The organism is Streptomyces sp. NRRL S-378 (assembly GCF_000720645.1).
In the GTDB taxonomy this organism is placed as follows: domain Bacteria; phylum Actinomycetota; class Actinomycetes; order Streptomycetales; family Streptomycetaceae; genus Streptomyces.
The window spans coordinates 249,299-272,546 of sequence record NZ_JOBX01000001.1 but is presented as its reverse complement, the minus strand read 5'-3'; the positions used below and the strand labels follow the sequence as shown (position 1 = coordinate 272,546).

22 protein-coding genes, 1 tRNA gene and 1 pseudogene are annotated in these 23,248 nt (G+C 70.4%); 16 read left to right on the top strand and 8 right to left on the bottom strand.

Annotated elements, in window-relative coordinates:
- The first annotated feature begins 2 nt into the window (after positions 1–2).
- The 6 genes from IH80_RS0101295 to IH80_RS0101270 all read left to right on the top strand — a co-directional run bounded on the left by IH80_RS0101295 (position 3) and on the right by IH80_RS0101270 (position 5,700).
- Positions 3–1,472 (top strand): replication initiator, encoded by a 1,470-nt coding sequence (locus IH80_RS0101295; protein ID WP_030956934.1) that lies wholly within the window; start codon positions 3–5, stop codon positions 1,470–1,472.
- On the top strand, positions 1,463–1,666 hold the full coding sequence (locus tag IH80_RS0101290; RefSeq protein ID WP_030956933.1) for a helix-turn-helix transcriptional regulator: 204 nt from the start codon (positions 1,463–1,465) through the stop codon (positions 1,664–1,666). The genes IH80_RS0101295 and IH80_RS0101290 overlap by 10 nt, the downstream gene beginning before the upstream one ends.
- Positions 1,660–3,054, top strand: a complete 1,395-nt coding sequence (locus IH80_RS0101285; protein ID WP_030956931.1) for a tyrosine-type recombinase/integrase — start codon at positions 1,660–1,662, stop codon at positions 3,052–3,054. The genes IH80_RS0101290 and IH80_RS0101285 overlap by 7 nt, the downstream gene beginning before the upstream one ends.
- 192 nt (positions 3,055–3,246) lie before the next feature.
- Complete coding sequence (locus tag IH80_RS0101280; protein ID WP_030956929.1) at positions 3,247–3,813, top strand: RNA polymerase sigma factor; 567 nt, start codon at positions 3,247–3,249, stop codon at positions 3,811–3,813.
- The gene (locus tag IH80_RS0101275; protein ID WP_051808610.1) at positions 3,810–4,817 is read left to right on the top strand and encodes a CU044_5270 family protein; all 1,008 of its coding nucleotides are present in this window, start codon (positions 3,810–3,812) and stop codon (positions 4,815–4,817) included. Before IH80_RS0101280 ends, IH80_RS0101275 begins: the two co-directional genes overlap by 4 nt.
- 187 nt (positions 4,818–5,004) lie before the next feature.
- A complete protein-coding gene (locus IH80_RS0101270; protein WP_030956926.1) occupies positions 5,005–5,700 on the top strand; it encodes a peptidase inhibitor family I36 protein in 696 nt (231 codons plus the stop codon).
- 256 nt (positions 5,701–5,956) lie between these two features.
- On the opposite strand, the gene IH80_RS0101265 is transcribed toward IH80_RS0101270, so the two are convergent.
- The 6 genes from IH80_RS0101265 to IH80_RS0101240 all read right to left on the bottom strand — a co-directional run bounded on the left by IH80_RS0101265 (position 5,957) and on the right by IH80_RS0101240 (position 11,484).
- Positions 5,957–6,041, bottom strand: a tRNA-Ser gene (locus IH80_RS0101265).
- Between the two features lie 50 nt (positions 6,042–6,091).
- Positions 6,092–7,048, bottom strand: a complete 957-nt coding sequence (locus IH80_RS0101260) for a trypsin-like serine peptidase (RefSeq protein ID WP_030956925.1) — start codon at positions 7,046–7,048, stop codon at positions 6,092–6,094.
- Between the two features lie 208 nt (positions 7,049–7,256).
- Entirely contained in the window at positions 7,257–8,303 is a 1,047-nt protein-coding gene (locus tag IH80_RS0101255; RefSeq protein ID WP_030956924.1) for a YeiH family protein, read from the bottom strand.
- Complete coding sequence (locus IH80_RS0101250) at positions 8,303–8,851, bottom strand: cysteine dioxygenase family protein (RefSeq protein WP_030956922.1); 549 nt, start codon at positions 8,849–8,851, stop codon at positions 8,303–8,305. Before IH80_RS0101250 ends, IH80_RS0101255 begins: the two co-directional genes overlap by 1 nt.
- Positions 8,852–8,930: 79 nt before the next feature.
- Positions 8,931–9,836 carry a LysR family transcriptional regulator gene (locus tag IH80_RS0101245; protein ID WP_030956920.1) on the bottom strand — a complete coding sequence of 302 codons (906 nt, stop codon included), beginning with the start codon at positions 9,834–9,836 and terminating at the stop codon, positions 8,931–8,933.
- 91 nt (positions 9,837–9,927) lie between these two features.
- A complete protein-coding gene (locus IH80_RS0101240; protein WP_030956918.1) occupies positions 9,928–11,484 on the bottom strand; it encodes a S1C family serine protease in 1,557 nt (518 codons plus the stop codon).
- Between the two features lie 238 nt (positions 11,485–11,722).
- Here IH80_RS0101240 and IH80_RS0101235 point away from each other — a divergent pair, with 238 nt between their 5' ends.
- The 4 genes and pseudogenes from IH80_RS0101235 (at position 11,723) to IH80_RS44500 (ending at position 15,235) form a co-directional block, all read left to right on the top strand.
- Positions 11,723–12,511, top strand: coding sequence for a glycerophosphodiester phosphodiesterase (locus tag IH80_RS0101235; RefSeq protein ID WP_199819196.1), 789 nt, complete (start codon positions 11,723–11,725; stop codon positions 12,509–12,511).
- 85 nt (positions 12,512–12,596) lie between these two features.
- Positions 12,597–13,198 (top strand): annotated as a pseudogene (locus IH80_RS0101230) (ATP-binding protein).
- A 217-nt stretch (positions 13,199–13,415) separates the two neighbouring features.
- Positions 13,416–14,390: a DUF5926 family protein gene (locus IH80_RS0101225; protein ID WP_030956913.1), complete on the top strand. Its 975-nt coding sequence runs from the start codon at positions 13,416–13,418 to the stop codon at positions 14,388–14,390.
- Between the two features lie 611 nt (positions 14,391–15,001).
- Positions 15,002–15,235, top strand: a complete 234-nt coding sequence (locus IH80_RS44500; RefSeq protein ID WP_158943236.1) for a hypothetical protein — start codon at positions 15,002–15,004, stop codon at positions 15,233–15,235.
- A gap of 19 nt (positions 15,236–15,254) precedes the next feature.
- Here IH80_RS44500 and IH80_RS0101215 read toward each other — a convergent pair whose 3' ends face one another.
- Positions 15,255–16,019, bottom strand: coding sequence for a bifunctional DNA primase/polymerase (locus IH80_RS0101215; RefSeq protein ID WP_030956911.1), 765 nt, complete (start codon positions 16,017–16,019; stop codon positions 15,255–15,257).
- Positions 16,020–16,426: 407 nt separating this feature from the next.
- On the opposite strand from IH80_RS0101215, the gene IH80_RS0101210 reads away from it, so the two are divergent.
- Both IH80_RS0101210 and IH80_RS0101205 read left to right on the top strand, forming a co-directional pair.
- Positions 16,427–17,977, top strand: a complete 1,551-nt coding sequence (locus tag IH80_RS0101210; protein WP_078906253.1) for a PP2C family protein-serine/threonine phosphatase — start codon at positions 16,427–16,429, stop codon at positions 17,975–17,977.
- 118 nt (positions 17,978–18,095) lie between these two features.
- Positions 18,096–19,562 (top strand): aminopeptidase P family protein, encoded by a 1,467-nt coding sequence (locus IH80_RS0101205; protein ID WP_030956908.1) that lies wholly within the window; start codon positions 18,096–18,098, stop codon positions 19,560–19,562.
- 119 nt (positions 19,563–19,681) lie between these two features.
- On the opposite strand, the gene IH80_RS0101200 is transcribed toward IH80_RS0101205, so the two are convergent.
- On the bottom strand, positions 19,682–20,125 hold the full coding sequence (locus tag IH80_RS0101200) for an ATP-binding protein (protein WP_030956905.1): 444 nt from the start codon (positions 20,123–20,125) through the stop codon (positions 19,682–19,684).
- A gap of 241 nt (positions 20,126–20,366) precedes the next feature.
- Here IH80_RS0101200 and IH80_RS0101195 point away from each other — a divergent pair, with 241 nt between their 5' ends.
- From IH80_RS0101195 to IH80_RS0101180, 4 genes are all read left to right on the top strand, one after another.
- Entirely contained in the window at positions 20,367–21,176 is an 810-nt protein-coding gene (locus IH80_RS0101195; RefSeq protein ID WP_030956903.1) for a hypothetical protein, read from the top strand.
- Between the two features lie 108 nt (positions 21,177–21,284).
- The gene (locus IH80_RS0101190; RefSeq protein ID WP_030956901.1) at positions 21,285–22,019 is read left to right on the top strand and encodes a YcnI family protein; all 735 of its coding nucleotides are present in this window, start codon (positions 21,285–21,287) and stop codon (positions 22,017–22,019) included.
- 76 nt (positions 22,020–22,095) lie between these two features.
- Positions 22,096–22,752, top strand: coding sequence for an SCO family protein (locus IH80_RS0101185; RefSeq protein WP_030956900.1), 657 nt, complete (start codon positions 22,096–22,098; stop codon positions 22,750–22,752).
- Positions 22,749–23,228, top strand: coding sequence for a copper chaperone PCu(A)C (locus IH80_RS0101180; protein WP_030956899.1), 480 nt, complete (start codon positions 22,749–22,751; stop codon positions 23,226–23,228). Before IH80_RS0101185 ends, IH80_RS0101180 begins: the two co-directional genes overlap by 4 nt.
- The last annotated feature ends 20 nt before the right edge of the window (positions 23,229–23,248 follow it).

Sequence of the window (23,248 nt, the reverse complement as noted above, 5' to 3'; positions counted from 1 at the left end):
CGATGCCCCGCAACCTCGACCGGCGGCACGTGATCAGCCCCGCTGTCCGGGACCTGATCGAACTGGCCAACCTCGAAGACTTCGACCGCACCCGCGATCAGATCACCCGCCTGCGCGGCTGCACCCGCCCCGTCAACCTCGTCGGCCACACCCACACCCGCAACGCCACCACAGGCGAAACGATCCGCTCCTACTCCACCAGCAACGAGCCCACCGGGCGTCTCCTGACCACCTGCGGCAACCGCCGCGCCTCCCGCTGCCCCGCCTGCTCCCGCACCTACGCCGCAGACACCTTCCACCTCGTCCGCGCCGGACTCTGCGGCGGCAAGGACGTCCCCGAGACCGTCCGCACCCACCCGCGCGTCTTCCTCACCCTCACCGCCCCCTCCTTCGGCCCCGTCCACAACCGCCCCACCACCAAGGACGGCAAGCTCCGTGCCTGCCGCTGCGGCGACCACCACCCCGAGGACGCTCCCGAACTCGGCACGCCGCTGGCTCCCAAGACGTACGACTACACCGGGGCGGTGCTGTGGAACGCCCACGCTGGAGCCCTTTGGGCACGCTTCACCCTCAACCTCCGCCGGGCCCTGGCCGCCCACTTCGGCATCACCCAGAAGGACATGAAGGCCGCCCTGCGCGTCTCCTTCGCCAAGGTCGCCGAATACCAGAAGCGCGGCCTGGTCCACTTCCACGCCGTCGTCCGCTTCGACGGGCCCGAGGGCCACACCAGCGCCCCGCCCGCCTGGGCGACCGTGGACGACCTCACCCACGCCATCCGGACCGCCGTCCCTCGCACCGCCCTCACCGTCACCTCCGACACCGTCGGAGACCACGAGATCCGCTGGGGCGACATGCTCGACGTTCGCGAGATCACCGCGCTCGGGGACGGCAAACTCACAGATGCGGCCGTGGCCGGGTACGTCGCCAAGTACGCCACCAAAAGCGCCGAGGACTCCGGCACCGTGGACCGCTCCTTGGTCTGCCGGACCTGTTCCGGCCGGGGGACGGTCGGCGGCCGTGTGAAGGATCTCTGCCCCGACTGCGAAGGCACCCGCCAGGCCGAACCCTTGCGGGAACTGCCCGTGCACCGGCACGTCCGGCAGATGATCCGCACCGCCTGGGACCTGGGCGGCCTGCCCGAGTTCGCAGACCTCAAGCTCTGCAAGTGGGCCCACATGCTCGGCTTCCGCGGCCACTTCTCCACCAAGTCCCGCGCCTACTCCACCACCCTCGGCGCACTCCGCGACATCCGCCGCGCCTGGCGCCTTGCTCAGGCTGACACCGCCCGCGTCCGCGCTGGCCACCCCGCCCCAGCCCCGGACACCGTGCTCGTCACCGAGTCCTCCTGGGCCTACCTCGCCTCCGGCTACCGCCCCGGCGAAGAACTCCTCGCCAACCAGACACGCCACGAAATCAACCAGACCCGCGCCGACAAGGAACGCGCCAAGACCGAAGGGGAGGTATGGCAGTGACCGCCGCACCGACCACCCGCATGCTGACCATGGTGGAAGCGCTGGCCGAGCTGCGCATGTCGCGGGCCGCCTTCTACCGGCTCCGCGCTCGCGGCAACGCGCCCCGCTGCCTCAAGCTCCCCAACGGACAGATCCGCATCCGCCGTGCCGACCTCGACGCGTGGTTCGAGGGCTGCGAGGTGCCCGCGTGCTGACCTTCGACGTGCAGATCTGGGGCATCCGCAAGCGCCCCGACCGCGCTGCGGCCTATCAGCTGCGCTGGCGAGTCGGCGTGCAGCCGTTCTCGAAGAGCTACAAGATCAAGGCCCAGGCGGACGGCCGACGCTCCGAGCTGCTGGCCGCACTACGCAAGCGCGAACAGTTCGACACCGAGACCGGCTTGCCGGCCTCCGAGGTGCAGGCGGCCCAGTCCCCCACCTGGTTCACGCACGCCCGGGAGTACGTGGCGATGAAGTGGCCGAACGCCTCGGCCAAGCACCGCGCGAGCATCGCGGACGCGCTCGCCACGGTCACACCGCGCCTGGTCAAGGACAACCGTGGCGCCCCCGCTCCCCGGGTTCTGCGGACCGCCCTCTACTCCTGGGCCTTCCGCCTCGTCCTCGACCAGGACGGCGAACTCGTGGCCCGGATCGACGCCGAGGAAGCACCCGAAGCCATCGTGGCGGCCCTCGACTGGATCGGCCGGAAGTCCGTGGACATCTCGGCCCTGAACACGCCGACGGTCGTGCGGTCCGCCCTGGACGCGCTGGCCCGCAAGATGGACGGGACCGCTGCGGCGGACAACACGGTGAACCGCAAGGTGCCCGTGTTCAGCAACTGCCTGCGCTACGCCGTCGAGCTGGACCGCCTGCCCTCCCTGCCCCTGACCAAGGTGGACTGGACGCCGCCCGAAACGGATGACGAGATCGACTTCCGCTACGTCCCCGGCCCGGCCCTGGCCCGCAAGCTGATTGACGCTGTGGGCGAGCAGGGAAACCGTGGTCGGCACCTCAAGGCGTTCTTCGGGTGCCTCTACTACGCGGCCACCCGCCCTGGCGAAGCCGTGATCCTTCGGGCATCGGACTTCACGCTGCCCGAAGAGGGCTGGGGTGAGGTAGTGCTGTCGTCCAGCTCCCCGCGCGTCGGCTCCGGCTGGACCGACTCGGGGGAGTCCTACGACTCCCGGGGCCTCAAGAAGCGGGCCCGGAAGGCCACCCGCGAGGTCCCCATCCCGCCGATCCTGGTACGCATGATCCGCGACCACATCAAGGAGTTCGGCACCGCCGAGGACGGCCGACTCTTCCGTGCAGCCCGTGGTGGCGGCCTCCTGAGCAAGGAGTACGGCGACATCTGGAAGGCGGCTCGCCGGGCCATCCTCACCAAGCAGGAAGTGAAGACTCCCCTGGCCGAGGTCCCGTACGGACTCCGCGCTGCGTGCGTCTCCCTCTGGCTGGAGTCCGGCGTCTCCCCGGCCGAGGTCGCCCGCCGGGCCGGCCACAGCATCGCCGTGCTGTTCCGGTTCTACGCCAAGGCCATCCGCCGCAACCAGCACCACGCGAACCAGCAGATCGAGAAGGCCCTGAACGACGACAGTGACCCGTAGGTTAACCAAGGCACTGTGGGAAGCCCCCCGCAGCAGTCCCCTGCCTCCTGTCATCGAAGGCCCACGTCAGAGGCCTGCGGCTCGTTGGACGGGACTTCGTACCGGGTAGCCGGGTGACGATGGGACCCACCAGGCTTCAATACGTGACCAGCGTCACATGCAACAGGTGGCACCGAGCGGACACTACTCACTGTGGACCAGCAACTGTTCGCGGAACTCTATGACGCGCACGCCCAGGCGGTGTACGCGCATGTCGTCCGCATGACTTCCGACCGTGCGGGGGCGGATGACATCGTCTCCCTCACGTTTCTCGAAGCTTGGCGATTGCGGGGGAAGCTCGACGAAGTCACAAGTCACCGCGCCTGGCTGCTCGGGGTCGCTGGCAATGTCATACGCAACACCCGTCGGGCCGCACGGCGACACAGCGAGGCGCTGACCCGCTTACCTCTACCGGATGCCGTCCCGGACCCGGCCGACCGAGTGGTGTCCCGGATCGCGGACACCGCGGAGGCGATGGCCGCCCTGGCCGCCTTGGATCAGCTCCGACGTGCCGACCGTGAAGTCATCGTCCTGACCGTCTGGTCCGGGCTCAGCCATGGCGAAGTGGCAAAGGCGTGCGGTGTCAGTGAGTCGACCGTTCGCTCCCGGCTGTCACGGGCACGCAGCCGCCTTCGCAAACTCACCACCGCCAATCTGGCCGCAGACCCAGCTGCGGGACGTGCGTCCACGTCCCGCACCGCACGGGAGGGACACCTGTGAACGCCGCTGATGACGCACGGACCGAACGATCCGAGCACGACGAACTCCTGCGGCGCCTGGATGGGATCTCCGATGGGGACCTGCCCTTCCACGCCCAGCGTCCGATCAAGGAGCACCTGATGCGTGAATTCGCACAAGCGGAGCAGACCACGCGCCGACGGTCCCGGCGCCCTCTGTTTCTTTCCCTGGGGGTGGTGGCGGCAGCGTGCGCGGTGGCCGTCACCTTCACTCTGAGCGGCAACACTCCGGAGAAACCCGCCAAGGCCGCCCGCCCTGAGCCTGCGGCAGTGCAGCTCTTGGACCGCGTCGCCCTGGCGGCCGGATCCGCGCCGGCCCCGGTGGTGCGCGACGGACAGTTCCTGTACACGAAGTCCGTCGGACGGTCCGTCACCCTCTCCGAGATCCCGGGCGGAGGGGGGAAGATGGAGGCGATCCCCTCAGACGATTCGGCCGAACGCTGGTTCTCGGTCGACGGCTCGGCGGGATGGACGATGCGTACCGTGCGAGGGTCCGAGACCTTCCCCCCCGAGGGTTCGCCGAATCTCAACAACCCCACTTATCGATTCCTCGAATCGCTGCCGACCGATCCCGACCGGCTGTTGAAGTTCATCTACGAGGACACGCGCAAGCAACACGGGGCAGGGTCCGGTTCGACCACCGGACCCGATCAGCAGGCATTCGTCGCCATCGGCGATCTACTGCGGCAGTTCCAGGCTCCGCCCGGATTGAGCGCGGCGCTCTACCGCGCGGCGGCGCGCATTCCGGGTGTCGTCCTGGTCCCTGAGGCGAAGGACGCCGCGGGGCGAACGGGCGTTGCGGTCGCACGGGTCCACAAGGACGAGCGCACCGAGTGGATCTTCGACAAGCAGAGCCTGCGGCTCCTCGGCTCCCGCACGGTCGCTCTCAAGGACAGCGCCTGGGGCAAGGCCGGCGAGACACTATCCACGCGGGCCATCGTCACCCAGGGAGTCACGGATCGCGCCGGACAACTACCACGCGAATAAAGGCGTTCGGGCCAAAGACCCTGTGATCCTGTCCGACTCGCCGCCAATTCGAACATCCATGTGATCCTCGCCACGTACGGCTCTCCGATCAAGTCGTAGCCTCCTGCACGCGCAGCCACACAAGTTGTGACTGCGCGTGCAGTGTGTAGGCGTAACCGCCAACGGGCGGACAATCAGGGGAGGGCCGATGCGTTTACTGCGTGTCGCTATTGCTACGGGTGCCGCTCTGGGCGCCATCATCATCACCGCGCCGGCGGCCAGTGCCACGACGCCTGCCCCTACGTCGGTAGCGCCCTCGGCCGGGGCGCTGAGCCCCGCCGCTGATGAACAGGCGCGCACGGATGCGCAAACGCCCAAGCCGGTCTTCGCCACGTACAAGGGCAAGCGCATCAACCTTACCGAGGGGTGGCAGGGGGCTCAGGTCTGTGTCGAGACGCTGAACCTCGAAGTCAAGTGTTTCGACAACCAGGCCGAAGCGGACGCCGGCCTGGTCAAGGACAACGCCGCAGTCGCCAAGAAGGCGACGGAAGAAGCCCGCAAGGCGCTCGGCTCGAAGGCGGCCCAAGAGGCTCCGGCCTCAGTAATGTCGGCCAGCGACTGCGGGTACGGGTGGGTCTGCGTTTGGCAGGACATCAACTACGAGGGTCGCAAGCTTCAGTGGAGTGCTAGCGGCAACAAGAAGTTCGCTGACTGGGGCTTCCGAGACCAAGCGACCTCTATCTGCGTCGCCCGCCCGACTTACGGGGCGACCCTGATCGACTACCGAGACTTCATGGTGGCCCCCACCATGTCCATTGGGGCCACAAACTGCCACAACCTGACCAACATCAGCTACGTCCACGGTGGCACCTGGAACGACAAGGCCGACGCGATGGACATGTAACAGCGTCACCGCTCAAACCGTCGACAGATAGTGGCAGCAGTCGACACAAGGGGCGCCCCGGTGCGGGCGCCCCTTTCGCATGCCCGCGTAAGTGCAGGTCAGTGACCTGCGGACCGGTGGACCGTGGTCCACACCTGGTCCATAGACAATGATCCAAAGCGATACAGGGGCGAATCACGGTGAGACAGGGCACACGGCGAAGGGGCGCCCCGCTATCGGGACACCCCTTCTGATCAGCATGTTCTCTGACCTGGTGCGGTGGGTGTGGGATTTGAACCCACGGTGACTCGCGCCACGACGGTTTTCAAGACCGTTCCCTTAGGCCGCTCGGGCAACCCACCTGGCCGGTACAGAGTACCGGCCGGGCGGGGGTGGCGGGGCGACTGTTGGATCAGGAGGCCTGCGCCTTGTCGTAGGCGGCCTTGGCCTCGTTGCCGAGGTACGGGCCGTACATCCGGTTCGGCAGGAAGGTGTAGCCGAAGCTGTTCACCGAGACCTGGGTCCCGAGGCCCGTGGCCTCGTTGAAGTCCTGGAACCAGGGGCCGCCGCTGGAGCCGCCCGTCATGTTGCAGCCCAGGCTGTGGTCCTTGGTGAGCAGGAAGTCCTTGCCGCTGTTGCCGCTGCAGTAGACCAGCTTCGTTCCGTCGTACGGGGCGGCCGCGGGGAAGCCGAAGGAGTACATCTTCTTGTTGTAGCCGCCGTTGAAGAGGACCCCCTGGGCGCCGACGGCCTGGCTGAGGGTCTGGCCGTTCAGCGGGGCGACGACGGCGAGGCCGACGTCCATGTTCATGTCCTCGCTCGCCGCCCACTGGTCGGTGGCGAAGGTCTTGGTGGCCGACCACTGGCCGTAGGGCGCCGACCCGTTGTCGTAGGCGGGCACGAAGACCCAGTTCGTGTGCCAAGCGCCCTGGTACTTCACGCAGTGGCCGGCCGTCATGACCGTGCTGCCGTTGGCGCTGGTGATCGAGTTGCCGGAGCAGGAGGCGGTGCGGCTGCCCATCGTGAAGAAGACCCGGCCCGAGGTCTTCACGACCGCGCCGCCCCCCGTCCAGGCCCCGCCCGCCTGCGGGAACGCGGTGGGTGATACGGCGGACGAGGCGGCCGTCGGGGCGATGGCGGTGGGAGCCGCAGTGCCGGCCACCACGGTGCGGGCGGCGCCGGGGACCGCCGTCACGTCGAGCGGGGTGGCACCCCGCATCCGCTCGGCGGTCCAGAAGCCCTGGGTCTGCTGCGGCTGGAAGGACGTAGGGGTGTCCGCCGCGATCGAGGGGGTGGCCGCCGTCAGGACGCCCGCGACCAGGGCGCCCGCCGAGAGCAGGACGGACAAGGCCGTGCGATGACGATTCACGCATGACTCCTTCTGCCGTGCCCGGACCGGTCGGAGCCGGGCAGGGTGGGGGTGAAGAGCGGTCGGTGCGGATCGGCTGTGCGTGGTGCGTCGTACGTGGTGCGGCTTGCCGGGGCAGAGTGGCACGGCCCCGCGTCAATGTCAGCGGGCAGTCAGAACGTTCGGTCGGTTCCGGCCACGAAATGGCCAACTCCCGGCCGTTGCAGCGTCATACGGTGAGGACCACTCCCGCGTACGAGACCCCGGCGACGACCACCCACGCGCCCAGTCCCAGCGCCGCCGCGCGGCCCCCGGTCCGCGCCAGCGTCGGGAGGTGGACGGCGCTTCCCAGGCCGAACAGGGCTGCCGCCAGCAAGGCCTCCTGCGCGGTGTGCGCCCATTGCAGCGCCATGTCGGGCAGCACACCGGTGGCGCGCAGCCCGGCCGCGGCCAGGAATCCGGCGACGAACAGCGGCACCGGTGCCGGCCGACGCCCCGACGGGGTGCGCGCCCCGCGCCGCCGGGCCCGTACCGAGAAGGCGACCGCCGCTACCAGCGGAGCGAGCAGGGCCACCCGCATCAGCTTGACCAGCACCGCCTCGCCCAGGGCGTCCGGGCCTGCGGTCTGTGCGGTCGCCACCACCTGTCCGACGTCGTGGACACCGGCGCCGACCCACCGCCCGAAGGCCGGGTCGGAAAGTGCCAACGGGTCCTGGAGGAGGGGGAGTACGGCTATGGCGAGCGTCCCGCAGAGGGTGACCAGTGCCACCGACGCCGCCACGTCCTCCTCGTCGCTGCCCGAGACCTCGCTCACGGCGCCGATCGCCGAGGCGCCGCAGATCGAGTACCCCGTGGCGATCAGCAACGGCTGATCGCCCGGAAGCCCGAGCCGGCGGCCCAGCCAGAGGGTGCCGAAGAACGTGGCCGCGACCACCGCGACCACCATGGCCACCGTGGCCCAGCCCAGCCGCAGCACCTGGTCCAGCCCCAGGCCGAGGCCCAGCAGGACGATGCCGATCCGCATGAGCCGTCGGCCGGCCAGGGACAGACCCGCGCGCCCGGCTCCCCGTACGAAGGTCCGCGGCCCGGGGAGGTGCGCCACCGCGATGCCCAGCACGACCGACGCGGTCAGCATGGGCACGGCCGGTACGAGCCGGTGGATGCACCAGGCGACCAGGGCCCCGCCCGCCGCGAGCACCAACCCCGGCCAGGGAGTGGATGTTTCACGTGAAACATGCCGAACCGCCGCGCTCTGCGGGCGATGAAGGAGAGCCATCAGTCGACGGGGAGCTTGTAAACGCGACGGATGCTGGTACCCAGACGGGACACGTCGGCGCCGTACACGTGCACCGATATAGCTTTTGCAGCACAGGAGTTGCGCACCTTGTGGATGTCTCCAGGTGGCGCGAACCCGCAGACCTCACCCTGGGCGTTGACCACGTCCTCGGTCGCCACCAGGCGGGCGGGACCGGCACCGGGGGCGAGCCGGAAGCGACGTTCGCTCTCCTCGCCCTGGTGCACCCCGGCCACGCACCACGACACGTGGTCGTGGATGCAGGTCTCCTGCCCGGGGAGCCACACCAGCGCCACCACGGAGAAGCTGCCGTCCGACTCCGCGTGCAGGATGTGCTGCCGGTAGCGCTCGGAGTCGCCCTCCTGCTGCATCGGCGTCAGCAGGTCGGGCGCCCCCAGGTGCGGGGCGAGCCGTTCGCCCACGAGGTGGGCGGTGAGGTCGGGAGCCAGTCCCCGCTCCACAACCGTGCGGATCTCACTGACGAGGGCGGCCATCCTCGTGGTGGTACGGGCCGGTGTGGTAGTGGTCATACGGGCAGCGTGCGGGCGTCGTTCCCCCGCGTCCAACGACAGTTGTGACGTGAAATCCCAAGCAGCGCTTATGGATTGGTCAGCAGCCGACCCGGTTGGCGGCCACCTGCTTCAACGCGTCCAGCACCACGGCCGTCGCCGGGATCCGCAGGTGGTCCCGGTAGACGTACGCGGCGATGTGCCGACGCGCGGCGGGCTGGAGGGCGCGTCCGCACACCCGGTTCAGCGAGAGCGACGGCAGCACCAGCGCGGGCATCATCGCCACGCCCAGGCCCTGCGCCACCAGGCTCTGCACCACCAGGTTGTCGTCGGTGGCGAAGCGGATGTCGGGCACGAAGCCCAGCTCCGCACACTCGTGCAGCAGGTTCGCCCGGCAGCGCGGGCAGCCCGCGATCCACCGCTCCTCGGCGAGGTCGGCCAGGTGCACGGCGCGCCGCCGGGCCAGCGGATGCCCGTTCGGGAGCAGCACCGTCAGCTGGTCCTCCAGCAGTCTGACCTCGGCGACCTCCTCCGGTACCTCCTCGTGCAGGCCCGGATAGGTGAAGGCCAGGGTGATGTCGCACTCGCCGCGCTCCAGCCGTCGCAGCGAGTCCGGGGGCTCTCCCTCCAGCAGTTCCACCTGTACGCCCGGGTGATCCTTGGCCAGGCCGCTCAGGGCTTCCGGGACCAGAGTGACGTTGGCACTGGGGAAGCCGCACAGTCGGACCCGGCCGGTGCGCAGACGGGCGTACGCCCGCAGCTGGGCCTCGGCGGCGGAGAGGTTGCCGAGGATGGTCTCGGCGTGCCGGGACAGGGACTCCCCGGCCTCGGTGAGCTGCATCCTGCGGCCCACGCGGGTGAACAGCGGAGTTCCGACGGCGCGTTCGAGCGCCTTCATCTGCTGGGTGATGGCGGGCTGGGTGTAGCCCAGCACGCGGGCGGCCGCCGAGTACGAGCCGGAGGCGACCACCGTGTGGAAGGTCCGTATGTGCCGAGAATCGAACACCAGCGAAGCATAAGCGGACGTTGGAGGGCCGTGGGCGGAATCCCGCCCACGGCCCCTCGTCACCGGGCCACCGCCGTGGCCGGTGCTGCTCCTACTTGTCGCCGACCCTGGAGCCGAGCGTGATGTCGACGGTGGTCGGCTTGCCGTCGCGCAGGTAGGTCAGCTTCACCGTGTCGCCGGGCTTGTACGTCCAGATCATGCTGATCAGGGTCGGGCCGCTGTCGACCGGCTTGCCGCCGAAGTCCGTGATGACGTCGCCCGGCTTGAGGCCCGCCTTGCCGGCCGGACCGTTGGGGTCGACGAGCTCGTTGGCGGCCGCGCCCTGTTCGGAGATCTTGGCGCCCTCGGTCTTGGCCTGGAGGTCCACGGAGACCGAGATCACCGGGTAGACCGGCTTGCCCGTCTTGATCAGCGATTCGGCCACGTTCTTGGCCTGGTTGATCGGGATGGCGAAGCCGAGGCCGATGGAGCCGGCCTGGCCGCCGCCGAAGCCGCCGTTGCCCGCCGACTGGATCGCGGAGTTGATGCCGATGACCGCGCCGCGTCCGTCGAGCAGCGGGCCGCCGGAGTTGCCCGGGTTGATCGAGGCGTCCGTCTGGAGGGCGCTCATGTACGAGTTCTTGCTGCCGGTGCCGTCACCGGAGGCGACCGGACGGTTCTTGGCGCTGACGATGCCGGTGGTGACGGTGTTGGACAGGCCGAACGGGGCGCCGATCGCGATCGTGGCGTCGCCGACGGCGACCTTGTCGGAGTCTCCGAGCGCCAGCGGCTTGAGGCCGGCCGGCGGGTTCTTCAGCTTGAGCACGGCGACGTCGTAGCCCTGGGCCCGGCCCACGACCTCGGCGTCGTACCGCTTGCCGTCGGAGAAGGTCGCGAACAGCTTGCCGCCGTTCGCCGCGGAGGCCACGACGTGGTTGTTGGTGAGGATGTGGCCCTGCTGGTCGTAGACGAACCCGGTGCCGGTGCCGCCCTCGCCGTCGCCGGCCGAGGCCTCGATGGTGACCACGCTGGGCAGTGCGCCGGCGGCGAGTCCGGCGATGGAGCCGGCCTCGCGCTTGAGGTCCTTCGGGGTGTTGGCCGCGCTGATGGTGGTCGAGCCGGTGCCGTTGTTGCTGCGCTCGGCGGCCCAGTAGCCGACGCTGCCGCCGATGCCGCCGGCGAGGAGGGCCGCCACGAGCACGGCCGCGATCATGCCGCCCTTGCCCTTCTGCTTGGGCGCGGGATAGCCGTCGGCGGCCGGGGGAGCGCCCCAGACGGGGCCGCCGCCCGCACCGCCGGCACCGTACGCCGGCACGGTGGGCGGCGGGGGCGGCCAGCCCTCGGCTCCGTGCGCGGCAGGACCGGGAGCCTGACCGTAGGCGGGGACCTGCGCCGCGGTCGCGGGCGGGATCTGCTGGGTCGGCTCGGTGCCCGGCGCGGGCGTCGGCGGAAGCTGCTGGGTCACCTGCTCACCGGCGGCGGGTGCCGCAGGCGCGGCGGGCGCCGTCGGCGGGACCGGCGGTGCGGCCGGAACGGCGTCCTGCGGGGCGTGGTCCGGCCGCGGAGCGGGCGCGGAGGCCGCCGGCGCCGTCTCGGAGCCCTGAGCAGGGGTTACGGACGGGGCCGCGGGGGGTGTGGGGGCCGCGGTGCCCTCGTTCTCGGTGCTCACAGCTCTCTCTCCTCGTCACACACAGCTGAAGAAATCTGGCGATATCGATCCGGCTGAACGTTCGACGTGCCGTACAAGTTCCTGGGCAGAAGCCTTTCCCATGACCCGTCAGAGCACTGTAAGCCGGACCTGTGCATCTCTCCCCATTCTTTATGTCCGACATTTCGGACGCACTCGCAAGGCCGGACCTCGACGCCCAGGGGGCTGTCGGTGGCACCATGACCCGGTGACCCACGCAATGCCGCGCACCATCCAGGTCGTCGCCCACCGCGGCGCCTCGGAGGACGCCCCTGAGCACACGCTGGCCGCCTACCGCAAGGCCATCGAGGACGGCGCCGACGCCCTCGAGTGTGATGTCCGGCTCACCGCGGACGGACATCTGGTCCTGGTCCACGACCGCCGGGTGAACCGCACCTCGAACGGCCGCGGCGCCGTGTCCGCACTGGAGCTGGCCGATCTCGCCGCCCTCGACTTCGGCTCCTGGAAGGACCGCGAGGAGTCCCCCGACTGGGACGCCGACCCCGAGCGCACCTCGGTCCTCACCCTGGAGCGCCTGCTGGAGCTGGTCGCGGACACCGGACGGCCGGTCCAGCTCGCCATCGAGACGAAGCACCCGACACGCTGGGCCGGACAGGTGGAGGAGCGCCTCCTCTTCCTCCTCAAGCGCTTCGGGCTGGACGCCCCGCCGGCCGAGGGCCCGCACCCGGTCCGGATCATGAGCTTCTCCGCGCGTTCCCTGCACCGGGTACGGGCCGCCGCGCCGACGGTCCCGACCGTGTACCTGATGCAGTTCATCTCGCCCCGGATGCGCGACGGGCGGCTCCCGGCCGGTGTGACGATCGCCGGCCCCGGCATGCGGATCGTCCGCAATCACCCCGGCTTCATCCGCAAGCTCCAGGGCTCGGGCCATTCCGTTCACGTATGGACAGTGAACGAGCCAGAAGACGTTCAGCTCTGCGCTGATCTGGGCGTGGAAGCGATCATCACGAACAGACCCCGTCAGGTTCTGTCCCAACTGGGGCGCTGAAGTCCCCATTTGCCCACCTGCCACCCCCACCCCCTTCGTCACAGGGCGTGCCCCGGCGCATCCGCTCCGCATTCGGCCGCCGTGAATGCGTCAGAGCGGCCTGCTCCGGCGGTTTCCGGTCCAGGCCAAAGGGGCATCCAGACCATGCGTGGGGCTAAGGAGGTTCCGGGGGTGGCGTTGGTGGTGGCACAAGAAGTGCCCACGTCGTCGTGCATGGACGTACGCCATGGTCCTGCGGGCGTGGGCGAGGCCAGACACCGGATGCGCGAGCAATTGCGTATCAGCGGGGTGGCCGAATCGGTCGTGGACGATGCCGTACTGATCCTTTCCGAACTGCTCAGCAACGCCTGTCGACACGGCAGGCCCCTGGGTGCACGGGAGGTCGGGGACGGGGAGATACGCGCCGCGTGGCGCGTCGACAGAGCGGGGCGGCTGACGGTCGAGGTCACGGACGGGGGTGGGCCCACCCGGCCCGTTCCTTCCACGCCCTCGGTCACCGCACGCGGCGGCCGGGGGCTGAACATCATCAGTGCCCTCGCCCAGGACTGGGGTGTCCGGGACGGTGCGGCGGGTGAGGTCACCGTCTGGGTGGTCGTCGCCTGTGGGCCCCGGCACGAGGATTTCGCTACGCGCGTTGCGCCCCCGGCGATCGACTTCAGCACGGCGTTCGACGATCTCGATGTCTGAACGCGTGGATCCGCGAGCCAGGACCCTCCGGAAGCGGGATCCCTGACCGCACAACAGCTCATCGTCAGCACAGCAGTACCGGTCATCCGTACAGGCGGCCGTCCGGGAGCGCACGCCGACCGTGCTCCCGGCCGCACTCCACCGGTTCCGGCGGTACGAACGGCTAGGCTCGCGCCCAGACACGACGCCGTACCGCCGCAACCGGGAGACACGCACGATGGCCAAGAAGCGCCCCGCAGCCAAGTCTGCAAAGCCGCAGCTCAACAACGGTGAGATCCCCGTTGTCGGCGCGCGCGAGCCCTGCCCCTGCGGATCCGGGCGCCGCTACAAGGCGTGTCACGGCGCAGCCGCCGCGCACGCGGTCACCGGCCAGGTGCGGCGCCCCTTCGAGGGCCTGCCGGGCGAGTGCGACTGGGTCGCGCTGCGCGAGCTCGTGCCCGCGGCGACCATCCCGCTGTCGCTGAAGGGCGGCCTGCCCGAGGGCGTCCCCTCCGTCACGCTGGTGACCGTACTGCCCATGGCGTGGCCGGCGCTGCGCCGCGAGGACGGGTCCGTGCTGCTCGGCCTGCAGAACGAGACCTCCACCGGGGACCTGAGCCGCGACATGGCCGACACCCTGGAGCGCGCACTCGTGGCGGAGCCGGGAACTCCGGTCGCTGCCCGCCGGGTCCCGGCCGAGGGCCCCCGACTTCAGGATCTCCTGGACACCGACGGCGGTTTCGAGCCGGTTGTGCACAGCGGCTTCGAATTCTGGATTCCGGAATCCGAGAGCGGCCAGAGCGCGTCCCCGGAGATCGCCGCCTCGCTGGAGCGCGCCAACGCCGCCGCCATCCCGACCGTGAAGCTGACCGGCGTCGACGCCGCCTACTGGTGCGAGACCCCGGACAAGAACCACCTGCGCTGGGTCATGCCGCACCCCGAGGAGAAGCTGCTCGACGCCCTGGCGCGACTGCACGCGGCCGGCACCTCGTCGCTCGGCGAGGGCACGAAGCTCGTCGGCTCCTTCCGCGCCCACGGGCTGATGGTCCCGGTCTGGGACCTGCCGACCGGAGTGACCGCCGACGACGTCGAGAAGCCGGCGGCGGAGTTCGCTGAGCGGCTGGCCAAGGCGCTGGCCACGGATGCTCCGCTGTCCACGGAGGAGCGCCGGGCGCGCGGCGGTCTCACCAACCGCCAGGTAACCCTCAGCTGACGTCGCGCGCACGCGCGGGACCGGTGACCGGAGTCACAACTCCCGCTAATCGTCTGCAAATCGGTGTCTGAATATCAGAGATCGAATTTGCGAACAGGCGATCTCTTGTTACCGTTCTTGTAGCCCGGTCGCTGGTGCATCCCCCGTCGCCAGCGACCGGGCCCTTCCATTTCAGGCGGTACTCAACCGTCGCCCGGTGCCGGTGAGTTGCTCCCGGACCGCAAGAGCAGCTGCCCTTCATCATCCGGAACTGCAAACTCCGCAACTGCGGAGTAACTCTCCGGCTCTCCGGCCGAGTCCTCCTTCGGCGTCTCGCAGAGTCCGGGTTCGTCACCGACACCGACCGAACAGCGGATCTGCACCGTGCGCCCGGCCGGGCCCATCATCGTCAGCACGGCATCCAGAGCCCGACCACTCGTGTTCCGGTAGTAACTCCTGCCCCACGTCCGGCCTTCGGCCACCAGCACGCACGTCTGCGCCTCCACTCCGTGGGGCGAGGACAGTTCGGGGCCGCAGCGGGAATCCGTACGGGGCTGCTCCGCCGGGCCGGTCCGCTCGGTCCCGGCCGGTGCCGCCGGGCGCCCGGCCGGCGCGGGAGAGGTACGGGCAGGGTGCGAAAGGCCGAGGGTCCGGAACAGGCCACCGCCCTTTCCGTCGTCCTGACCGGCGAAATCAGGCCCGGCGATCGCGCCGGCGAGCGGGAGCGACAAGATGATCAGCACACCGGCGCCGATACCGATCAGGCGGAGATTCATTCGCCGAAGATAGCGATGCGGGAAAGGGGCGCGGAGATCCCCGCGCCCAATTCCCTTGGAAACTCGTCCTGCTGGCACCCGTACGAGTGATCCCGCGGAACCCGGCAGATCAGTACGCGAGTCGGCTGCCGCCACCCGGGGCGCCGCTGCTCGCCTCGACCAGCGCGTCCACGACCGCCTCGACATCGGGCAGCCATAGCCTCGTCCCCGAGGCCTGCGAGGGCCGCACCCCGGGGGAGTTCGGATCCGCCGGACACTGCGACGGCGGCAGCGCACGCGGTTCGCGCTCCCAGCGCACCCGGCCGCCGCTGGACGCGGCGGACGGCGGCAGCAACAGGTAGCCGCCCTCACCGTGGAACCGCAGCGAGGAAGGCACGTGGTCCTTCGCGTAGAGGAGTTCCCCGAGCCGCTCCAGCGAATACGGCGCCACGAGCAGCGCCCACCGGGTGGGGGTGGCGACGACCGGGCCGAGCCGCATGCCCTGCGCGTCCAGTCGTACGAGGGCCCGCGCGGCCGCGCCGGCCGGGAGACTCACCGCGCAGGGGGCGGTTCCGCCGGTCGCCATCAGGACGGGCGCGGTGGGCCGGTTGGTCCACCACCAGGCCACCATCCGGGGGTCGGTGGAGGCGGCGAGCAGACCCGGATCGAAGGGATGGGCGCCGGGAACGACACAGTCGGGGTCGGGGCAGGCACAACGCGTACCGTCCGTACCGGACCGGCCGACGCCGGGCAGGACGGGCCACCGCCACGTAGTGGCGCAGGTGAGCGCCGCTTCGAGGAGAGCGGAAGTGCCGCCGCTGCGTCCCCGGTCGGGGCGCAGGGACTGAAAGCGATCGCGGAGCCGCTGGAGACGCCTTCCGAGGATCTCGCGCATGAGCGCTCGTTCCTTTCCGTTGAACGTCGAGGGCCACATCACACCATGTAACCGGTGACTCACCACACGTGCAGGTTTCGCGTCACTGTCCGCCACTGTCCGCCGGAGGCAGGTTCACACGGTTCGTGCAGTTTTCTTACGGGTCCATCAAACGTCCGGCGGGGATGGAGCGCGACCCGCGCCGACTGCCGAGACCGGCTGTCGTCGCTAACGACGACCACCCGCGACCGAGCGGTTCCCGGTACGCCAACTGTCCTCGGCCAACACCGAGTACGTACCCGACCCCCCTGCGGAGCTCGTCCAGTCGACCTCAAAAACCGACCGCTTCCCGCTTTTTCCGGCCAAGTTCTAGCCTTGACCCGACAGTGAGTTGCCGCCCCACGGACACCAGGATTCCCACCTGGGCAATGCTGGACATGCATCCATGTGTGCGTGTAGATGTGGATTCCTTGATGGCGGCGCAGCACGGTCTGGGGGTTTGCGATGCTATTTGGCGAATCGCACCAGGTGGAAAGGCGGACGCCATGAGCGCCCCGCACCTGCCGAAAGTGGCTGGAATCGATCCAGCAGTTCCGTCGTCGCCGCACACTGCTGCGCCCGCGCCCGTCCGGACCACCCCCGCACCGGCCCCGCCGCCCGCACCGGGCAGCCTCATCCAGGACCGGCTGGCGGGCATGGTCTCGGACCTCACCACCCTGCACGAGCTGACCGAGCGCCTGGCCCGCGCCGACGATCTGGACACCTCCCTCCACGAGTTCCTGCGCGCCGGAGCCACACTCGTCGGTGCCCGCCGCGGGCTGATCGTCCTGGAGCCCTCCGACGGACTCGGTCCCACCGCCACCATCGGCCTCGGTCTCGGCCACGCCGAACTGGGCCACATCGAGACCGTGCCGCGCAGTGCGACCTCCTACGGGCGGATCCTCGACGGACTGCCCGACGCCAAGGGCGGCTCCGAAGTCCTCCCCGAGCCGGACGCACCGCCCGGCACCGGCGGGTTCGCCGCCCCCGTGGACCCCCGCCACCGCGAGGTCGCCGCCCGGCTCGGCTACGCCGCCAGCTACGCGCTCCCACTGACCGCCGAGGCCACCGGCCGGCTCGGTGCGGCCGTATGGCTCTACGACGAGCAGGCCGAGCCGAACGACCGCCAGCGCGACCTGGCCGGGCTGTACGTGCGGCACGCCGCCGAGCACCTGGCCCGGATGCTGGAGGTGGAACGATCCCGCACGCGCCTGGCCACCGTCGCGGAGGAACTGCTGCCCAGCCGGCTCCCCCGGATCCCCGGCGTGCAGCTCGCTGCCCGCCACCACACGGGACCGCACGGGGGAGGCGACTGGTACGACGCACTGCCGCTGCCCGAGGGCGCCCTGGGACTGGCCGTGGGCTCCGTCACCGGATCCGGCCCGAGCGCCGTCGCCGCCATGGGGCGGCTGCGCGCGTCACTGCGCGCCTACGCCGTCATGGAGGGCGAGGACCCCGTGGCGGTCCTGTCCGACCTGGAACTGCTGCTGCGGCTGACCGAACCCGCCCGCTGCGCCACCGCGCTCTTCGCCTACTGCGAGCCCGCCGGCGGCCCTCAGGACGACGGTCGAAGCAAGATGATCCTGGCCGGGGCCGGACACACCCCGCCGCTGCTCATCGGCGAGCACCGCACCGAGTACGTGGAGACCTCCCTCTCCGCTCCCCTGGGCATGCTGTCCTGCTGGGAAGCGCCGAGCATGGAGATCGAACCCGCACCCGGAGAAACGGTGCTGCTCTACACGGACGGGCTGCTGCGCCACACCGGCGACCCGATGGACCGGGCGTACGCGCGGCTGCACGCTGCCGCCGCAGGGGTCCCCCGCGCCGCCCGGGAGGACCCGGCGGCCCTGTGCGACCACATCCTGCGGACCGTGCTGCCCGACGGGCGGCCGGCCGACGCCCCCGAGGACATCGTGCTGCTCGCCGCCCGCTTCGAGTGATCCGCCGTGGGCCCCGGACCGTGACAACCCGCACGATCCGGACCACGCCTTCCCCGTACACGCATACGATGGATGAGGTCCACACCCAGGTCCGTACCGTCGTAGCTGAGGAGAAGACGTGGCTGACGAGCTCACCCCGGAGACCCCGGAAGAAGAGCAGCCCAAGAAGACGCACAAGCAGCGCAAGAACGGTCTGTACCCGGGCGTCAGCGACGAACTCGCCGAGAACATGCGCACCGGCTGGGCGGACACCGAGCTCCACGGCCTGGAGCCGATCGCGCAGGCCGCGCACACCGCCGCCCGGCGTGCCGCGCTGTCCGAGCGCTTCCCCGGTGACCGCCTGGTGATCCCCGCGGGCCGGCTGAAGACCCGCTCGAACGACACCGAGTACCCCTTCCGCGCCTCGACCGAGTACGCGTACCTCACCGGCGACCAGACCGAGAACGGCGTCCTGGTCCTGGAACCGACCGGCGAGACCGGGCACACCGCGACCATCTACCTGCTGCCGCGCTCCGACCGCGAGAACGGCGAGTTCTGGCTGTCCGGCCAGGGCGAGCTGTGGGTCGGCCGCCGCCACTCCCTCGCCGAGGCCGAGCAGCTCCTGGGCATCCCCGCCCAGGACGTGCGCGAGCTCGCCGAGGCCCTCACCGAGGCCGAGGGCCCGGTCCGCGCCGTGCGCGGCCACGACGCGGTGATCGAGTCCGCCCTCACCGACAAGGTGACCAAGGAGCGCGACGAGGAGCTGCGCGTCTACCTCTCCGAGGCGCGTGCCGTGAAGGACGAGTTCGAAATCGGCGAGCTGCAGAAGGCCGTCGACTCCACCGTCCGCGGTTTCGAGGACGTCGTGAAGGTCCTCGACAAGGCCGAGGCGACGTCCGAGCGCTACATCGAGGGCACCTTCTTCCTGCGCGCCCGCGTCGAGGGCAACGACGTCGGCTACGGCTCGATCTGCGCCGCCGGCTCGCACGCGTGCACCCTGCACTGGGTGCGCAACGACGGGGACGTCCGCTCCGGTGATCTGCTGCTGCTCGACGCCGGTGTGGAGACCCACTCCCTCTACACCGCCGACGTCACGCGCACGCTGCCGATCAACGGCACGTACACCGACATCCAGCGCAAGATCTACGACGCGGTCTACGAGTCCCAGGAAGCCGGCATCGCCGCGGTGAAGCCGGGTGCGAAGTTCCGCGACTTCCACGACGCCTCCCAGCACGTGCTCGCCGAGAAGCTCGTCGAGTGGGGTCTGCTGGAGGGTCCGGTCGAGCGTGTCCTGGAGCTCGGCCTGCAGCGCCGCTGGACCCTGCACGGCACCGGCCACATGCTCGGCATGGACGTCCACGACTGCGCCGCGGCGCGCACCGAGGCGTACGTCGACGGGACGCTGGAGCCGGGCATGTGCCTCACCGTCGAGCCGGGGCTCTACTTCCAGGCCGACGACCTGACCGTGCCCGAGGAGTACCGCGGCATCGGCGTCCGGATCGAGGACGACATCCTCGTCACCGAGGACGGCAACCGGAACCTGTCGGCCGGCCTGCCCCGCGCCTCGACCGACGTCGAGGCCTGGATGGCGCGCCTGAAGGGCTGACGTCAGGAGGACCGGCGGTCACGCGGCCGACGGCCGCACGGCCGACGTCCCAGGACCGGCGTCCGCACCGCAAGGCGTCGGCGGGCGGGATCCCGAACGGGGTCCCGCCCGTCGCCGTACTACGACACCCTCAGCAGCGCGTCGTCGCGCCACTTCAGCATCTTGTCGAAGCTCACCACGGCTCCCCGGCCCGGCCCGTTGCGGAAGCGGACGTGGTCGGAGAGCTCGGCGATCAGGTGCAGGCCCCGGCCGTCCTCGGCCAGGGCGGGTCTGCGACGGGCCACCGTGGCGGGCGGGAACCCCGGACCGGAATCGGTCACCTCGATACGGCAGCAGTCCCCGTCCAGATAGGCCGTGACGTGGTACGCCTCGGTCTCGTCCGGGACGTCCGCGCCCCCGCCGTGCTCCACCGCGTTCGCGCAGGCCTCGCTCAGCGCCACCGAGAGATCGAAGGAGATGTCCGGGTCCACCCCCGCGGTCTCCATCGTCCCCAGCAGCAGTCGCCTGGCGAGCGACACGCTCGCGGCTTCGCGCCTCAAGTGGAGAGACCACCAGATGCTCATACGGATACGTATTGCCGCCCGTGAGGGGCCGTAAGCGCCCTTCGGCCGTCCGGGAGGGCAATGCGCCCGTCCGGCGGATGCGGCTCTCCCGGAGAGCCGTGTATGAGGTCGCGCTGTCCGCACCGTACGGCGGCGGGGCGCACCGGCCGACGCCGCCTCCGCCCTTCGCAGAGTGGACTCATGCGGACCTTCCGGACCTGCCGTATGGAGGACATCAGCGCAGTGCGATGATGACCCGGCCATGTCTGACCCCCACGCGACGCACGCCGGAGCCGGCCTCCGGCTGATCCGGGCCGCGGTGTTCACCGCGGTCTGTGTCGTGCTGTCCGCGGCCGGGCACGCGCTGGCCTCCTGCGCCAGCGTGCCCTGGTGGTCCCTGTGCATCGGCTTCCTCGCCGTCTTCGCGATCGCGGCGCCGCTCGCGGGACGCCGCCGGACGCTGCCCGGCCTGGCCGCCGGGCTCGCCGCGGGACAGCTCGCGCTGCACGCGCTGTTCGGCATCGGCCAGCACAGCACCGCGGCCGCCCAGGCACCCGGCGGTGCCTCCGACGGCTCGCTCGCGGAACTCGCAGCGCGGCTGGTGTGCGGGGGCAACTCCGTACCGCTGAGCCCGGCCGACGCCCGCAGGATCCTGGAGGCCGCCGGCCTGGACCCGGCCGCCCTGGCCGAGCAGGCCGCGGAACAAGGGCATGGCGCGCACGTCGCCCAGGCCGTCACCACCGCGCCCGAGACCGGCCTGTTCAGCCCGGCCATGCTGCTCGGGCACCTGCTGGCCGCGCTCGTCGCCGGCTGGCTGCTCGGCCGTGGGGACGCTGCGCTCTTCCGGCTCGTCGAACTGTCCCGGCTCACCGCCGAGGCCGTCCCGATGCGTCCGCTGCGCGCCGCCCTGGCCTTCGTACGCGCCCTCGGCGCCGGACTCGGCGGGCCCGCCCGCACCCCGCGGGCCGGGCGCAGGACCGGAACCGACCCAGCGGCCTGCACGGGCCGGGAAGCACTCCAGCACACGGTGATCCGCCGCGGGCCGCCTGCGGTGTTCGCCCTCGCAGCCTGACGCGGCGCCCTCCTCCCCGGGACACAGCGGGAGCACCGGTGCCGCGTACTCCGCGCGCGCCCGTGCGCGGAGCCACCGCCACCACTGCTTCCGTGGAGTGTTTCTGCCATGAAGACCTCGCGCGTCTCCTTCGCCGCTGCCCTCGCCGCCGGCTCCGTCCTCGTCCTGTCCGGCACCGCCTTCTCGCACGTCGGTGTGCAGCCGGTCGGCGAAGCCGCCAAGGGCGGGTACGCGACGCTCAACTTCAAGGTCCCCAACGAGCGCGACAACGCCTCGACCACGCAGCTCGAGGTCAACTTCCCGGTTGACCAGCCGCTCACCTCCGTGATGCCGCAGGACGTTCCCGGCTGGACCGTGAACGTCGAGAAGACGAAGCTCGACAAGCCGCTGACCGTGCACGGAAGGCAGGTCAACGAGGTCGTCACCAAGGTGACCTGGTCCGGCGGAAAGATCGGACCGGGCATGTTCCAGCAGTTCCCGGTCTCCGTCGGCAAGCTCCCCGAGAACGCCGACCAGATGGTGTTCAAGGCGATCCAGACCTACGACAACAACGAGGTCGTGCGCTGGATCGAGGAGGCCAAGGAAGGCGCGGCGGAACCGCAGACGCCGGCCCCCGTGCTGAAGCTGACCGCAGCGAAGGGCGACGACCACCACGCCGGCGGCAAGACCGACGAAGCGAAGAACACCGAGAAGGACGGCGGCAAGGACGCCGGGCACGGCCACGACGAGGCCTCCGCCGGCCACGGCTCCGACACCACCGCGCGCGCTCTCGGCATCGCCGGCATCGTCGTCGGACTCGGCGGTGTCGCCTTCGGTGTCGCCTCGCGCCGCCGCTCCGCCTGACGTACCGCGCCCCCGGGCGCGTTCCCTCCGTACATCCCCGACCATCCTGCATCCCCGATCCCAGGGACATCTCTCCATGCGCACCACACGTGTGACGGTCGCCGCGCTCCTCGCCGCGGCCGCGCTCACCCTCACCGCCTGCGGCGGTGGCGAACCCGCCAAGAACAGCGGGGTCACCCAGATCTCCGGCGGCCAGAACGGCAACAAGGCCGCCACGGTCCTGGACCGCCCCTTCACCAAGCCGGAGCTCGTCCTGACGGACACCACCGGCAAGCCGTGGAACCTCCGCGAGCAGACCAAGGGCAGGCCGACGCTCATCTACTTCGGCTACACCAACTGCCCCGACGTGTGCCCGCTGACGATGAGCAACATCGCCGTCGCCAAGAAGAACCTCCCCAAGGAGGACCAGGAGAACCTGCGGGTGGTGTTCGTGACCACCGACCCCGAACGGGACACCGCCGAATCCCTCGGCGCCTGGCTCAAGGCGCAGGACCCGTCCTTCATCGGGCTCACCGGGGACTTCGCGACCATCCAGGCCGCCGCCCGCACGCTCGGCATCGGTATCGATCCCGCCAAGAAGGAGGCGAACGGCGACGTCGTCTCCATGCACGGCGCGCAGGTCATCGCGTTCTCGCCCAAGACCGACGAGGGCTACGTCCTCTACGGCGAGGGCACGACCGTCGACGACTACGCCAAGGACCTGCCGAAGCTCATCAAGGGGGAGAACCCGTGAACGCCCGCACCACCCGTGTCCTCGCCGCCGCCCTCTCCTTGGCGGCAGCGCTCGCCATATCCGGCTGCTCCGGCGACAGCGAGCCCGCGATGACCGTCAGCGGCGCCTTCATGCCGCAGCCGGTCAACGACAAGATGGCCGGCGGGTTCATGGTCATCAAGAACGACACCGGCACCGCCGACAAGCTCACCGGCGCCACCTCCCCGCTCTCCGACGATCTCCAGATCCACGAGACCAAGGACCAGAAGATGCAGCAGGTCCAGTCGATGGACGTGCCGGCGAACGGCGAGCTCAAGCTGGAGCGCGGCGGCAACCACATCATGTTCATGGGGCTGAAGAACACCCCGAAGATCGGCGACAAGGTCACCGTCGAGCTCCGCTTCGAGAAGGCCGGCTCCGTCAAGGTCGAGCTGGACGTGAAGGACCGGACGTACAACGCGCAGGCTCCGACATCCACGGGCCACAACGGCCACTGACGGACCGAGGACTGACTCGC